Raw genomic sequence first — 15,158 nt, 5'->3', positions numbered from 1 at the left:
GAGGCCGTCACTCAGGCGGGGACGGCGGCGCGGGCCGCCCAGGGGGCGATCGCGAACGCGGAGGCCGCCGCCGCGGCGGCCGAGGAGGCCGGCGGCCACGCCAACGTCGCGGACTCCGAAGCGGCCCGTGCTCGCCAGGCGGCGGCGCGGGCACGGGCCTACGCCGCCCGGGCGAACGCGTCGGCCAACGCCGCCGAGTCGCTCGCCAGGCAGGCGGCGGCAGCAGCGCAGGACGCCGAGCACTGGGCACGGGACGCCGCCGCGCACGCCAGGGCGGCGGCAGCGGCGGCCGACGAGGCCGCCGAACACGCAGGCGAAGCCGCTGAAGCCGCCCGCCGGGCCACCGAGCACGCCGAAGCGGCCGGCCGCGCCGCCGCCACCGCCGCAGCCGCGGCGGCCAGTGCGGAGACGGCGGAACGCACCGCCAGGGAGGCGGATGCCGAGCGGTTACGTGCGGAGACCGCGGAGAAGCTGGCCGCCGCCCGCGAGGCCAAGCAGTCCGAGCAGGCCCGGCCGGCCGCCATCCCGTGGGACGCCCCCGAGCAGAGCCGGATCGACGACGTGACCGCGCGGCAGCTGGCCGCGGCCACCGCGCCGGATGCTCCCGCTGAGACGGTCCTGAAGGAGGGCCGCAACGCCGCGATGCGCCTGCTGACCGCCGGCGGCACCTGGACCAGGGCCGCCGCGGAAGCCGCGCTCGCCGGGTCCGAGGCCGACCTGCGGCGATGGCTGGACGGCAGCCGCGCCGCAGCCGCCGAGCAGGACGACCGCGACCGCGTCGTGCGCCTGGCGGACACCAGCGACAAACCCGCGCTCAAGACCGCCGCCGCGGACGCGCTCGCCGGTTCGCACGCGCAGGTCGTGCAGTTCCTGCGGCTTCCCATGTACGACGGCAAGATTCAGGACGACCGGATCGCCATCGCCAAGGTGATGGAGACGGGCGGACCGGCCACCGACGCGGCCGCGCAGGCGGCGCTGAACGGCACCCCGGCCGACGCGCACGAGTTCCTCCGCAGCGGGCAGTACGCCGCGGCCGAGCAGGACGACCGCATCGCCGTCGCCGCCGCGATCGAGGCGGGCGGCGCGGAGGTGGACGCCGCCGGGCAGGTGGCGCTCGCCGGTCCACGCCGGTACCTGCGCGACTTCCTGCGGTTAGGTCACTACCAGGCGGGCCGGCGGGACGAGGACGCGGCTCTCCACGTCGCCACCGTGCGCCGGTACGTCGCCGACGCGGCCCACTCGGCGGCGATCGCCCGCAGGGACGCCGCCGAGGCCGCCCGGGTCGCGGCGATCGCCAACCAGGCCGCCGACGACGCCGCGTACTGGGCGGACCAGGCCCGCCAGGCCCGCGACGCGGCCGACGGCTTCGCGACGCAGGCCGGGCAGGCCGCGACCGAGGCACGCCAGTCGGCGGACCAGGCGGCGGCCTCCGCGCAAGCGGCGCGGGCGGCGGCGAACTCGGCCCGCCAGGCCGAACAGGCGGCGGCCCGTTCGGCCGCCCGCGCCACCACATCGGCCGCCCAGGCCCGCGCGTCGGCGACCGCCGCCTGGGACTCGGCGGAGCTCGCCAGAACGCTGGCCATCGCCGCCGGTGAGAGCGCGGCGCAGGCCGCCCAGGCCGCGCTCGACGCGCTGCAGTTCGCGATGGACAAGAAGCGCGAGGAGGACCAGGAACGCCTGCGCAACACGCCGCCCGCGAACCCGCCGAAAGTGATCGAGTATGACCACGGGACGGTGCTGGTCACCTTCAACGGGGACTGCTGGCTGAACGGCTACAAGCTGCCGCGATCTCTCGGCGTGGACTCCTGCGGCGAGTTGGCGACCGACTTCGACGAGTGGCTGGACACGTACGGCGCCTTCTTCATGCTGGGCGCGATAGACGAACGCGACCTGGCCGCCGTACTGCTCAAGACGTACTGCACGTTCCAGCGCAACCATGGGACGGACGTCTGCGGCAACCTCCTGCGTCACGAGCTCGACGACGTGCCGATGGCGCCGATGGGCGAATTCAGCGGGCCGCCTATCGGGCGTTTCCCGTGGCGCGGCGGACATGTGCCCGGGTCGCCGGCCTTGGCGAATCTCGACGACTTGACCAAGATAGAGCAGCACCTCGCTCGCTTGGATCATTCTCCCGCGAACGACGCTATGATCGCCCGGATCCGGGCGGCGGCGGCCGAGGGCAGACCGCTGCACATCAGCGAGTCCAACTTCATGCGCCACGAACTGACCGAGAAGATACTCATGGACACGGGGATGAGTTACGAGGACGCGCATCGGATCGCCATGCAGATGCATCCGACCTTCGCGAACTATCACCCTGAGGTCATCGACCAGTTCCCGGAACTCTTCAACCAGGCATGGCGCGACTACTGGGGTTTGGGGCCTCGTTGATCATCGAGCAGGGAAACATCCGGGTGGCGGTGCTGGCCGAGGATGAGGTGACGGCTTTCGCCGGTCGAGATGTCACCGTCGCGCACGTGCCCGCGAAGCCCTCTCCCCTGCGGGGCGTGAAGCGGGCCTCGATCGAGTTTCATCGCCGGGTCGGCGGCCTTCCGCAGCGTGCGATGCTCGGCGGGACGATGACGTGGTCCGGAGGCGACGAGCTCAGGGTCGAGGTGCGGACGTCCGGCCGGATCGATCTCGATGCGGCGCCCTCTTACGAGGGCGCCCTCGGCCATCCGCTGGTCCCGGGGCTTCCCGGCGAATTCGGCGCCGCCGTGATGGCAGCCCTGCTCGCGGAAGCCGATCAGGCCGGGACCATGGTGGTGGACCGGGCCGCGTACGACCCGGTGGAGTCTTCGATCGTGGCCTTCGGCGCCGCCGCCGTGCTCCTGGCAGCGGTCCTGCGCGGGACGGATTCCGGGACGGCGGTCCGGGCCAAGCTGGAGGAGTTCCGGTAGCGGCCGGCACTCCGGAGGCCACCCGCCTCCTCTACCGCATCGTGAAGTGGCCGGTCATCGCTGCGTGGCCTGGGCCGACCACCCGGGGTCGCGGCCGACCAGTCCGAGCAGGCGGTCGAACTCCGTCGCGTCCGGTCCGACGGGCACGGGCTCGGCGAAGATGCCCTGCTGCCTGCCCATCGGCGCCATCTGCTCGGCGAAGGCCAGCAGCGTCTTCACCACCTCCGGCTCGACCTGGAAAGGCGCGCCGATGGCCCTGGACAGGTCCCAGCCGTGGACGACCAAGTCGAACAGGGCCATCATGGCCACCGTGGGCATCGGCAGCCCCATGCCGGGGCTCTCGCCCTCCCACGCCTGCGGTGACTCCCACGCGGCCAGCATCCGCCGCACCCGCTCGGGAAAGTCGCCGGCGTATTCGCGCTGCTCCACCATCGGCCCCTTGGCCGCCAGCGAGGCGAACAGGTCCGCCACCCACTCCAAGTGGTTGATCAGCCCCTTGACGTCGAACTGGGAACACGGCGTGGGCAGATCGAGCTGGTCTTCGCGCACAGTCGTGATCAAGTTTGCCGTACGGTCGGCCGCCTGCGTCATCATGTCATGCATGGGTGAGCAGCCTGCCGTCGAGTCCGGGCGGCGTCTTGTACAAACGCGCCAGCGCGGCTGGATCGACCCCGCACGTGTCGGGTTCGACTACCGCTGCCACACGTGCGCGGACGAGCTGTCCCCGTTCGCCGAGCATTTCTGGATCGTCACGTGGGACCTGGCGGAGCCCTTCACGCAGAAGCTGATCTCTCACCCGGTCGTCAACCTGACCGTGACCGAGGCGTTCGCCAGGGTCGCGGGCGTGATCTCCGGCGAGTTCTCCTGCACGCAGGAGGGACGCGGGCGGGTGGTGGGGCTGCGGTTCAGGCCGGGCGGCTTCCGCCCGTTCATGGACGGCCCGGTGTCGTCGCTGACCGGCCGCTTCGTCTCCCTGCCCGACCTGTACGGCACCGCGGGCGCCACCCTGTGGCGGAAGGTCCTCGCGGCCCCGGAGGAGGAGGCCATGCGCCTGATCGAACGCTTCCTCCTCGACCTGGACCCGGCGCCCGACCCGCTGATCGACGAGGCCGCCGCGCTGGTGTCCGCGGCCGAGACCGACCGCACGATCACCAGGGTCGACCAGCTCGCCGCGGCGGCCGGCACGTCGGTGCGCTCGCTCCAGCGCTTGTTCCAGGAGTACGTCGGGATCGGCCCGAAATGGGTCATCCGCCGCTTCCGCCTGCACGAGGCGGCGGAACGTGTGCTGGCCGGTCTCGACCTGTCCGACCTGGCCGCCGAGCTCGGCTACACCGACCAGGCCCACCTCACGCGCGACTTCGCCGCCGTGGTGGGCCTCCCGCCCGCCGCCTACCACCGCCTCGCGTCGGCCTGACGAGAGCAATACATCCCATGTCTCACTGAGGCTCTGAAGAGGCGTGACGCCGTTTCGTCAACCTGTCGACAGGCCTCCCTGATGCATTCGCCCGCTATTGACCACGTATATTCGTCCATTAAGTTAGGAAACCTTACTAAATAATGGAACGCTCCAACGGTTGACGCCTGTCGCGGTTTGTGGGAACACCATGGAAAGCTCCAATCTCTTACACCCGGCATCACTCTCAGCCAGGAGCGCCCGATGAACTTCAGCAAGTCCCGGGCCTGCATCGCCGCCTGCCTGCTCGTCTTAGGCCTGGCGGCCGTTCCCGCCTCCGCCGCGGCAGCGCCCACCCGGTACGAAGCCGAAAACGCGACGATCACGCAAGGCGTCGTGGAGTCCAACCACGCCGGTTTCTCCGGCACCGGCTTCGTCAACGGCGACAACGTCGCCGGCTCGTACGTCGAGTGGACGATCAACGCGCCCAGCGCCGGCACCGCCACGCTGGCCTTCCGCTACGCCAACGGCACCACCGCCGACCGGCCCGGCGACATCTCCGTCAACGGCCTCACCGTCGCGGCCGCCCGCTCCTTCCCCGTCACCGGCGCCTGGTCCACCTGGGCCACGGTCACGCTGACCGCCCCGCTCTCCGCGGGATCCAACACGGTCAGAGCCACCGCCACCGGCGCGGGCGGCAATCCCAACTTCGACTACCTCGACGCCGAGGTCCAGTCCACGAGCTTCACCGACTACCAGGCGGAGACCGCGACGATCTCGCAAGGCGTCGTGGAGTCGAACCACGCCGGCTTCACCGGCTCCGGGTTCGTCAACTACGACAACGTGACCGGCTCGTCCGTCGAGTTCACCGTCAGCGCGGCTGCCTCGGGCACCCAAAGCCTGACTTTCCGCTACGCCAACGGCACCACCACCAACCGGCCGATGGCCATCGCCGTCAACGGCACCACCGCAGCCACCGTGAACTTCCCCGGCACCGGCGCCTGGAGCACCTGGCAGGAGGTGACCGTCGAGGCGGCGCTCAACGCGGGCGGAAACACCGTCACGGCCACGGCGACCACCGCGGGCGGCGGCCCGAACCTCGACCGGCTGCGCGTCAGCGGCCCGGGCGACACAGAAAAGCCCACCCCGCCCGGGCAGCCCAACTGCTCGGAGATCACGCACAACGCCCTGACGCTGGACTGGCCGCCGTCCACCGACGACATCGGCGTGGCCGGCTACGACATCTACCACCAGGGCCAGCAGATCGCGACCGCCACCGCGCCGCCGCACCGGCTGACCGGGCTCACCCCCGACTTCGCCTACCAGCTGTCGGTGTTCGCCCGCGACGCCTCCGGCAACGTCTCGCCGAGCAGCCCGGAGGCGAACTGCCGCACGCAGCCCGCGCCCGCCGACGACCCGCCGACCGCCCCCGGCCGGCCCACCGTCAGCGGCGTGCAGGCCACCTCGGCCACGGTGACCTGGGCGGCCTCCACCGACGACAACGGCGTGCGCGCCTACCTGATCCGCGACCACGCCACCAACGCGGTGCTGGCCACGGTCACCGGCACCCCGCCCGCCACCACGGCCGCCGTGCCGCTGGAATGCGCCCGCACGTACCAGGTGCACGTCGTCGCACGCGACACCGCGAACCAGTTGTCCGCGCCGAGCCAGCCGTCCGCGTCGTTCACCACGGCCGCCTGCGGGAGCGTGCCGCAGACGCCGGCCACCGTGGCCGGCGGCTTCGACGTGCCGTGGGACATCTCCTGGGCACCCGACGGCACGTACGCACTGATCACCGAGCGCGACACCTTCCGCGTCTTCAAAGTGACCACGTCCGGCACGAAGACGCAGGTCGGGACCGTGCCCAACTCCCAGACCACCGGCGGCGAGGGCGGCCTGATGGGCCTGGACTTCTCCCCCACCTGGAACGGCACCACCGACCAGGACGTGTTCTTCATGCACACCGCCGCCGAGGGCAACCGCATCGCCAAGATGAGCTTCAACGGCACCACGCTCAGCGGCTACGCCTCGGTCCTGCAGGGCATCGACAAGAACCGCTACCACAACGGCGGCCGCATCAGGTTCGGCCCGGACGGTTACCTGTACGTCGCCACCGGCGACGCCCAGCAGTCCAGCAACGCCCCCGACCTGGACTCGCTCAACGGCAAGATCCTGCGCATCACCAAGACCGGCGCCGCCGCGCCGGGCAACCCGTTCGGCACCCGCGTCTACAGCTACGGCCACCGCAACCCGCAGGGGCTGGCCTGGGACTCGGCCGGCCGGCTGTGGTCGTCGGAGCTGGGCAACTCCTCACGCGACGAGCTCAACCTGATCCTGCCGGGCCGCAACTACGGCTGGCCCACCTGCGAGGGCACCTGCGACACCTCCGGGATGACCAACCCCAAGCGCACCTGGGGCGTCGCGGAGGCCTCGCCGAGCGGCATCGCCATCGTGAACAACACGATCTTCATGGCGGCGCTGCGCGGCCAACGGCTGTGGCGCATCGTGTTGAACGGCGAGAACGTCTCGACGGTCAACTCCTACTTCAACGGCACGTACGGCAGGCTCCGCGCGGTCGAGAAGGTGCCGGGCGCCAGCGCCATCTGGTTCGGCTCCACCAACTCCGACAACAACGGCGACGGCTCCGCCGACACGATCCGGCGCTCCGCCATCCAGTGACCGCCCTCTGATCGCGGGCGGGCGTCGTGCTGCCACCGGCGCCCGCCCGTACCTCGGCAATGCCCACAACGAGATCCTGGAGGTACTGACATGATGAATCCGGTGTCACGCCGCCGATTCGGACTCCTCGCAGGCGCCGCAGCGCTCGGCCCCCTCCTGCCGGCCCGCCCCGCGCTCGCCGCTCCGACCTTGCTCCCGTCCGGGATGACCTGGCAGCTGATGTGGTCACCCTCGGCCTCGGCCAACGGCATGGGAGCGTGGGAGAGCATCGAGGACGACCGCGCGGACTCCCACCCGGCCGGCGCGCCCCACATCTTCCCCGAGGGTGACAACTACCGCTTCACCATGCACACGGTCGACCGGGACACCAGCACCGACCGGCAGCGGCACGAGGTGACCGGCAACCGCACCTCCACCAGCAGTTATCTGCGGTGGAGGAACGGCGAGCTGTGGCGGGTCACGTACTCGATGTACATCCCGAGCACGCTCAAGGCCACCACGACCTTCACTCACATCTTCCAGACCAAGATGCCCGGCTCGGGCACGGCGCCGATCACCGTCACCTCGCTGCGCCGGGTGGACGGCAGGCAGACCATCGAGCACAAGGTCTTCGAGCCGAACATCCTGGTCGGGCGGACCGATCTGGAGCCGCTGCACAACAAGTGGATCGACATCGACTACGAGATCAAGATCGGTGACGGCTCGTCCGGAGCGGTCAGGTGGGTGGTCAGGAACGGCGGCGCCACGGTGGTGGACGCCACCCGCACGGGCGTGGACACCTTCCTCGGTGACCGGGTGCGGCCCAAGTGGGGCATTTACCGGTCCCTGGGCGACACGTCGGGCTCCCTGCAGAACTGCCACCTGCTGCTGACGCGGCTCAGGTCCTACAAGGCCGTGCCGCGGTGACCGGACGATCACTGGAGGACTCGCCGCTCGGGATGCTCGCGAGCCGGGCCGCGACGCAGGAACACTCCGGCATCCCCTTCTGAGACGCCGGTTGACACCTTAGCAACGCTAAGCGAGGCTTGGACTTAGCGTTGCTAAGGTTCACCCGCTACAGGAGGTGAGGCGCCGTGCTCACCACGATCTCCGCCGACGGCACTGACGTCCGCGCGTACGACGAGGGGCAGGGCCCGGCCATCGTGATGCTCGGGCCGGGCCTCGACGAGGGCACCCGGTGCAAGAGGATCGCCGCGATCCTCGCCGGGCGCCATCGCGTGGTCCGCCTGCACCGCCGCCAGTACCGGCGGGACCTCAAGGCCGATCCGAAGCTCGGCGGCTCACCGTGCACGATCGCCCAGGAGGTCGAAGACGCCCTGAGCGTGGTGCGGGCGATCGGCGAGCCGGTCCTCCTCTACGGGCACTCCGACGGAGCGGTCGTCGCGCTCGAAGTCCTGGCGGCATCGCCGTCCTCCTTCGCCGGTGCCGTGATCTTCGAGCCCGCCGCCGTCATCGGGCCTCCGCTGGAAAGCTCGTATAGCCATGTGATCACGCCGGCCCGGGCCGCACTCGCGGCAGGCAGGCCGGCCAAGGCGATGACCATCTTCCTGCAAGGCTGCGTCGGCCTGCCGCGCCGGCAAGCCGTGCCGGCAGGCCTGGCCAGTGCGCTCGTCCCGAAGTACCGCAGGCTCATCCCGTGCCAGCTCGACGCCCAGGACGCGCTGGACCGGCTCGGAGTGCGCCTCGACACGTACGCGACGATCGAGGTTCCGGTCGTTCTCCTCGGCGGCGACCGCAGCCCGGCGAACATCACGCAGCGGCTCGACGCCATCGAACGCGTGATGCCGCACACCGAGCGGGTGGTCATGCGCGGGCGCGACCACGGCGCCGACCTGAAGCACCCTAAGCAGGTCGCCGCCGTCATCGAGGAGCTCGCCGGCAAGGTGCTGCACCGCCCCCGGTAGGCGGGGGTGGTCAGAAGCCGATCAGCTCCGGCCCCTGGGTGACGGGCCGCAGCATGCCGGGCAGGACGGCGCGCAGCCGGCCGATGTTCTCGGGCGGAAGGTCGAGGCGCACCTCGAAGGCGGTCTCGGTCGCGAGCCCGTCGGCGGCCTCCGGGGTCAGCTCCAGCCGGAGCAGCGCGCCGTCCAGCGTGATGGAACGCACTCCTGTGTTGGTGCTGTGCATGCTGTGACGCCCGATCCAGTACGCGTCCTCGTAGCGTGAAACCGTGAAGTAGCCGGCCTCGGGCTCGTCGGTCCGCTCCATCAGGTAGAGGCTGTGGTGGCCGGATTCCTGATCATGATGGAAGGTGCGGGCGGTCATGGTCGTGGCCGGGACGTAGGCCAGCTCCCCGTCGATCGGCGGGGGTGGCCGGCCGTCCCCGTGGTGCGCGGCCCACCGGTCGTAGTGGTCGCCGTACGTCGTGGGCAGCCCGATGGGCGGGGCGGTGGGCAGCGCGGCCAGCAGCCAGCCGGGCGGCTCCTCGCGGGGGAACGTGGTCAGCTCTGCCAGCGCCGCCGGTGCCGGGACGTCCTCGAACGGCGCCGCCGCGGAGCACACGCGTCCGGTGTAGCCCCTGGAGCCGGGCGAGAACGCCAGCTCGCAGGTGAACCAGGTGCCGGCGTCGGCCTTGTAGGACAGCTCGCGCAGGCGCTGGAACGGCTCGTCCATGCCCGCGGCGGCGATTTCGCGTCCGTCACAGGTGACGGTGGTCAGCGCGTACGCCCCGACCTGGGCGCGGCGGACGGTGAGCCGTGACCAGCCCGGCGCGGCGGCGGCACGGGCGACATCGCCGATCTCCATCCGCAGGGCGTGGCCCTCGTCGAGGCGGGAACGCCAGCGCCTGCTCTTCTTGGAGGCCATGATCATCCTTCCTGTCCGGTGCCGCCGACGAGCAGGTCGTGCAGGCGGCGCAGCTCGCGGAGCAGGCCGCTGCTCCCCTTGCGGGCGGCCGCCTCCCCTACCTCGGGAATCTCGCCGCGTGCCCCGCACCACTCGGCGGTCGTGCTGGCGAGCGCGACGAAGGCGCCCAGGCCGTTGAGCGGGCGCCGGCCCGGCGGGGGCAGCAGCGCGGGCAGCGCCGCGGCGATGATCCGCCACACGTGCGCGTAGGCGCCCTGCCTGGCCACGGCGTCGAGCGCGGCGACCATGTCGACCATTCTCATCTCGCCGGCGGCGAGGAGGAGCCCGGCCTGGCGGCCGACCTCGGCCGCGGGCAGCTCGTCCCACGCGGCCATCTCCAGCAGCACCTCGACCGACTCGGGCATCTGCCGGTCGCCCAGGACGCGGGCGAGCAGCACAGACAAGGCCCCGCCCGCCGGCCCATCCGCCCGTGCCAGCAGGCGGGCCTCCTCCGGTCCCACGGCGCTCTCGCCCCAGTAGCGCCTGAGCACGTACGGCATGAGGTGCGCGGCGGCGACCTCGCGGTGCGAGGGCAGCATCGCGGGCCACCACGAGCGGTGATGGGCATCGGCCCAGCGTGCGGGGTCGCCGAGCATCAGGTCGACGAGCGGCAGGCCGGTGGGCGTGGCGGTGACCGCCGGCACCAGGCGTACGTCGTGGTGGTGGTCCCGGTCGTGCCAGTCGTGGTCGCCGGCGTCGTCGCCGTGCCCGCAGGTCCACTTCACCTCGACCACGGCCTCCGGGCACGTCCAGGCGGCCAGCATCCTGCCCGCGGGGGACGTCAAGCGGGCCGCCCGCTCCGCCGCCTCGGCGTCCGGGATGCGCGGCAGGCGCAGCAGCGCCTGCTGGAGGTCGGCGGCCAGCGGCTTGGCCCCGGCCGCCTCGATGACCTCCATCCGCCGGACCAGCTGGGCCGCCGCGACGTGCCCGGTGTCGTGCGTGGGCGTGGCCAGCAGCAGCGGCGGAAGGGTGTCCTCCTCGACGGCGCGCTGGATCTCGGCCATGCGGTGCAGCAGGAGCCGGTCGGGGGCGGCCAGCCTCTCCGCCGGCATGAAGCTCCGCCAGGCGTGCTCGGTGGGCGCGGTGCCGGTCAGGGAGCGGGCGGCGCCCTGGAACCATTGACCGGCTGTCTGCCAGCTCCTCTCGCGGTACGACCAGTTGTGCCATTCCCTGGCGGGCCCGTCGATCACCTGGGGGCGCAGTGCCGCCGCCAGGCCCGCCCGGTCGCGGACCGCGAGCGTGACGAAGCCGGCGAGCAGCCGTTCCCACGCGTGCCAGGTGCCCGCCCACTCCGTCGCCAGCCGGGCGACCTCCTCGGCGGACTCGATCGGGGGTTCCAGGGCGGAGGCGCGTTCGGGCGCGGTGGGCAGCGGCGGGGGCACGAACACCGGCTCGGCCTCGGCGACCGTGCCGCCCGCGAAGGCTGTGGCGGTCCGGTGGCCGAGGTGAGGCGGGAGCAGCTCGATCGCCTCGCGTACGGTGGCGCGTCCCTCCTCGCTCATGCCTGCGGCGTGGGCGAGGGCCAGCGCGACGGCCTTCTCCTGGAGCTCGGCGGAGTCGGCGGCGAACGCGCGGGCCAGCGGCGCGGCGACCACGTCGGCCAACGCGGGCGTACGCCGGACGGAACGGTCGAGCCACGAGAGCCCGGCACACACCAGCTTGCGCTCGGGGCGGAACAGCAACGACTCCCACGCCTCGGCGAGGTCATCGGCCGTGAGACCGCCTGCGCCGAGGCCGCCGGGCGCGAGACCACCAAGGGCAGGCGCGCTGGGGGGGAGGTCGCCTGGCGTGAGACCACCAAGGGCAGGGGTGCCGCTGGCGAGGTCGCCGGCGGCCGGCCCGCTGGAGGTGAGATCGTCGCAGGCGCGCAGGCACTTCATGGCCAGCTCGGCGACCGGTCCGGGCGCTGCGGCCAGCAGGCGCACGTAGTCGCGGGCGTGGCCGGCCGCCTCGGCGGGCGACGGGTCGAGCGCCTCGTGCAGGCGGACGAAGAACCGCAGGTCGATGGGCGTGCCGCCGCGCAGGAAACGACGTACGCAGCCGTCGATCAGCGCCGCGCGCTTCACCCGGCCCGTCTCGGCCAGCGCCGGCAACGCCCGCAGCCAGCCCTGGCGCGGATCTCTCTCCCACTGCAGCACCCGCCCCACGCCCTCGGCCTCGAACAGGCGCGGCACCAGGTGATCGACCAGTGGGTCCTCGCCAAGACGCGACGGGCCGACGGACACCCAGCCCGCCACCAGCGGATCGTGCGGCGGCGGCTCGATGCCGGTCTCGCGGAGCAGGGCCAGGGCGAGCGCCATGCCCCGGTCGTCGGCGACGCGCATGCGCAACACCAGCCGCTCGGCCAGGTCGGCACGCCAGGCGGCGGGCCGGTCGGCGAGCACCGCCAGAATGAGATCCACGTCGTTGTCGGGCCCGGCCCACTGGGGCGCGAAGTCGCGCCGGTAGAGCCAGGATGCCACGGCCGCCGCGCCGCCGAAGGTGGCGGCGCCCGCCACCCGCAGCACGACGGAGTAGTCGACGAGGCCGTCGTCCCAGCGATCGAATCGGCCCCGCAGCTCCTTCAACAGTTCAGGTAATCGCGCGGCGACCTCCTTGCGGCCGGCGTCGCCCAGCCCCTTGACCATGTCCGTGAGGCGGTCGGCACGCCGCGCTTCGATCAGCTTCCTGATCTCTCCCCAGTGATCCATGATCGGGGACAGTAACCAGCCGCCCCGACACTTTCGCCGCTCGGCGTCCGCTCGGGGACGCCCGGCCGGGAGGTCGCGCGGATCGCCCTTCGCGACGATCAGGCCGGGGCGTCGGACGCCGTCGCCGTCCCGGGCGCGTCGCCGAATGCCGGCTCACGGAAAGGCAGGGCTGCCCCGATCACGGCGTGCGGGTGCTCTTCACCGTGCCGAAGGCGCCCTTCAGCACGTGGATGGCCTGGGCGATGGCGGCCGAGGCCGCGCGGGTGCCGCGCAGGGGGTTGAGCATCATGAAGTCGTGGATGATCCCGTTGTAGCGCACGCTCGTGGTGAGCACGCCGGCCGCGGTGAGCTTGCGGGCGTAGGCCTCGCCCTCGTCGCGCAGCACGTCGTTCTCGTCCACGACGACGAAGGCGGGCGGCAGGCCGGCCAGATCGTCCAGGCTCGCGCGCAGCGGTGAGGCGGTGATCTCGGCACGCTCGGCCGGGTCGGTGGTGTAGGCGTCCCAGAACCAGGCCATGGCCCTGGCGGTCAGGAACGGGCCGTCGGCGAACTCGCGGTAGCTGTCGGTGTCCTGCGCGGCGTCGGTGACCGGGTAGTACAGCGACTGGTGCACGAAGGTCACGTCGCCGCGCCGCTTGGCGAGGATGGTCAGCGCGGCGGCCATGTTGCCGCCGACGGAGTCTCCGGCCACCGCCAGGCGGGAGGCGTCCAGCCCTTCGCCGACGCCGTTCCGGGTGATCCACTGGGCGGTGGCGTACGCCTGCTCGATGGCGACCGGGTAGCGGGCCTCCGGTGAACGGTCGTACTCGACGAAGACGACCGCGGCGTTCACGCCGACGGCGAGCTCGCGGACGAGCCGGTCATGGGTGCCGGCGTTGCCGAGGATCCAGCCGCCGCCGTGGACGTACAGGATGACCGGCAGCGTGCCGGCGATCCCGGCGGGCCTGACGATCCGCACCCGCACGTCGCCGACCTCGGCGGGCACGGTGATCCACTTCTCGTCGACGTCGGGCTTGTCGATCGGGGCGGACTGGATGTCGTCGAGGACGTTGCGGGCGCCTTCGGGGCCGAGCTCGTACAGGAACGGGGGCTTGGACGTCGCGTCCGCGAGCTCCTGTGCGGCCGGCTCCAGGATGTGCTTGCTCATGATGAGCGCTCCTTTCAATCACGCGCTTGCGATGTCACCGTACACTATTAGCTTGTGCACAAGGCAATGGGAGAAGAGGAAACTTGGTAAGGTTCATGTCGTGAGCAGTTCGGAATTGGATGGGGTTCGCCTGAATGAGATGGTGTGCTTCCATCTGCACGCCGCTTCCCGGGCGATAACGGCCGCCTACCGGCCGCTTCTTGAGCCTTTGGGCCTGACTTACCCGCAATACCTCGTCCTGGCGACGCTGTGGGAGCACGGCGACCTTTCCGTACGCGAGCTCATCCAGCAGCTGCAGCTGGACTACGGCACCATGACGCCGCTGCTCAAGCGCCTGGAGAGCCGCGGGCTGCTGCGCCGCACCCGCAACCCCAGCGACGAGCGCACGGTCATCATCAGCCTCACCGACGAGGGTGACGCGCTGCGCGAGCACGCGCCCCGCATCTACCAGGCGATCTGCGACGTCTTCGGCCTCACCCCCGAGCGGGCGCTGGCCGCCACGGAGTTCCTCCAGACCGTCGTCGAGCGCGCGAACCGGGCCACGACGGCCTAGCCGGCGGTCCGGGCATGTAGGGGGTAACGGGTCGGCGGCGACCATGACGCGGCCGCTGGACGGGGCGCCGTCCGCACACGACGCCATTGCCGACCCGGAGGGCAGCGGCACGTGGAGGGTGGGCCAGTGGGATCGGCGGGGCCTGCCGTTCGCGGCGCTCCGCGCGGACTGCGCCGGACGCCGGCCCCTGCGGCGGGCCGGGCGGCACGTGCGGGCGCGGCCGGTCGGCGTTCCGGGCGGCACGTGCGGGCCGCGGCCCGTCGGCGTCCCGGGCGCCGGATCGGCCGTCGCGATCGCCCTGGCCTCGGCATGGACGTCGCTTCTGGCCGCACACCGGCCGATCCGCCCCGGCGAGCAGCAGGGACGCCGCCGTGCGGGTGCGGTCGGGCGCTTGACGGGCCCCTGGCGCGGTGGGCGTGTTCCGCGGCATGCCTGGCCCAGGGGTGGTGCCACACAGCACCACCCCCCTGCCCGGGTGGCGAGCCGCGCTCTAGAAGTCCATGTCGCCGCCGCCGGGCATGCCGGCCGGGGCAGCAGGGGTCTTCTCGGGCCTCTCGGCGATGACGGCCTCGGTCGTCAGGAACAGCGCCGCGATGGAGGCGGCGTTCTGCAGCGCCGAGCGCGTCACCTTGGCCGGGTCGATGATGCCCGCCTCGAACATGTTGACGTACTCGCCGGAAGCGGCGTTGAGGCCCTCACCCGGGGTGAGGTTGCGCACCTTCTCCACCACGACGCCGCCCTCGAGACCGGCGTTGACCGCGATCTGCTTCAGCGGCTCCTCCAGCGCCTTCTTCACGATCGCCGCGCCGGTGGCCTCGTCGCCGCCCAGCTCCAGCTTGTCGAACGCCTTGGCGCCGGCCTGCAGCAGCGCCACGCCACCGCCGGGGACGATGCCCTCCTCCACCGCCGCCTTGGCGTTGCGGACGGCGTCCTCGATGCGGTGCTTGCGCTC

At 72.1% G+C, this 15,158-nt stretch carries 12 protein-coding genes; 7 read left to right on the top strand and 5 right to left on the bottom strand.

The window, feature by feature from the left end; genetic code table 11:
• Both ID574_RS58925 and ID574_RS58920 read left to right on the top strand, forming a co-directional pair.
• A partial coding sequence (locus ID574_RS58925; protein ID WP_188197809.1) for an ALF repeat-containing protein occupies window positions 1–2,391 on the top strand: 2,391 nt, incomplete at its 5' end.
• Window positions 2,392–2,414: 23 nt separating this feature from the next.
• Window positions 2,415–2,900 (top strand): hypothetical protein, encoded by a 486-nt coding sequence (locus ID574_RS58920; protein ID WP_188197808.1) that lies wholly within the window; start codon window positions 2,415–2,417, stop codon window positions 2,898–2,900.
• 54 nt (window positions 2,901–2,954) lie between these two features.
• Here the strand turns inward: ID574_RS58920 and ID574_RS58915 are convergent, their stop codons facing one another.
• Entirely contained in the window at window positions 2,955–3,503 is a 549-nt protein-coding gene (locus ID574_RS58915; protein ID WP_188197807.1) for a TIGR03086 family metal-binding protein, read from the bottom strand.
• On the opposite strand from ID574_RS58915, the gene ID574_RS58910 reads away from it, so the two are divergent.
• From ID574_RS58910 to ID574_RS58895, 4 genes are all read left to right on the top strand, one after another.
• Complete coding sequence (locus tag ID574_RS58910) at window positions 3,502–4,314, top strand: helix-turn-helix domain-containing protein (protein ID WP_188197806.1); 813 nt, start codon at window positions 3,502–3,504, stop codon at window positions 4,312–4,314. The two genes, ID574_RS58915 and ID574_RS58910, sit on opposite strands and share 2 nt — an antisense overlap.
• A gap of 243 nt (window positions 4,315–4,557) precedes the next feature.
• On the top strand, window positions 4,558–6,972 hold the full coding sequence (locus ID574_RS58905; RefSeq protein ID WP_188197805.1) for a PQQ-dependent sugar dehydrogenase: 2,415 nt from the start codon (window positions 4,558–4,560) through the stop codon (window positions 6,970–6,972).
• Window positions 6,973–7,074: 102 nt separating this feature from the next.
• Window positions 7,075–7,878 carry a hypothetical protein gene (locus ID574_RS58900; protein WP_223168218.1) on the top strand — a complete coding sequence of 268 codons (804 nt, stop codon included), beginning with the start codon at window positions 7,075–7,077 and terminating at the stop codon, window positions 7,876–7,878.
• Between the two features lie 167 nt (window positions 7,879–8,045).
• Window positions 8,046–8,876, top strand: coding sequence for an alpha/beta fold hydrolase (locus tag ID574_RS58895; protein WP_188197803.1), 831 nt, complete (start codon window positions 8,046–8,048; stop codon window positions 8,874–8,876).
• A 10-nt stretch (window positions 8,877–8,886) separates the two neighbouring features.
• On the opposite strand, the gene ID574_RS58890 is transcribed toward ID574_RS58895, so the two are convergent.
• From ID574_RS58890 to ID574_RS58880, 3 genes are all read right to left on the bottom strand, one after another.
• Window positions 8,887–9,777, bottom strand: a complete 891-nt coding sequence (locus tag ID574_RS58890) for a hypothetical protein (protein WP_188197802.1) — start codon at window positions 9,775–9,777, stop codon at window positions 8,887–8,889.
• A 2-nt stretch (window positions 9,778–9,779) separates the two neighbouring features.
• A complete protein-coding gene (locus ID574_RS58885) occupies window positions 9,780–12,506 on the bottom strand; it encodes a DUF7824 domain-containing protein (RefSeq protein ID WP_188197801.1) in 2,727 nt (908 codons plus the stop codon).
• 178 nt (window positions 12,507–12,684) lie between these two features.
• Window positions 12,685–13,653, bottom strand: a complete 969-nt coding sequence (locus ID574_RS58880; RefSeq protein WP_188197800.1) for an alpha/beta hydrolase — start codon at window positions 13,651–13,653, stop codon at window positions 12,685–12,687.
• A 100-nt stretch (window positions 13,654–13,753) separates the two neighbouring features.
• Here ID574_RS58880 and ID574_RS58875 point away from each other — a divergent pair, with 100 nt between their 5' ends.
• A complete protein-coding gene (locus tag ID574_RS58875) occupies window positions 13,754–14,206 on the top strand; it encodes a MarR family winged helix-turn-helix transcriptional regulator (protein WP_442939473.1) in 453 nt (150 codons plus the stop codon).
• A 490-nt stretch (window positions 14,207–14,696) separates the two neighbouring features.
• On the opposite strand, the gene ID574_RS58870 is transcribed toward ID574_RS58875, so the two are convergent.
• On the bottom strand, window positions 14,697–15,158 hold a 462-nt coding region (locus tag ID574_RS58870), incomplete at its 5' end, for a TCP-1/cpn60 chaperonin family protein (protein ID WP_272491879.1).

This window comes from Nonomuraea sp. SYSU D8015 (assembly GCF_008065375.1).
Taxonomy (GTDB): domain Bacteria; phylum Actinomycetota; class Actinomycetes; order Streptosporangiales; family Streptosporangiaceae; genus Nonomuraea.
Note: the sequence above shows the minus strand (reverse complement) of the source record. Positions and strands in the feature narration are given on the sequence as shown.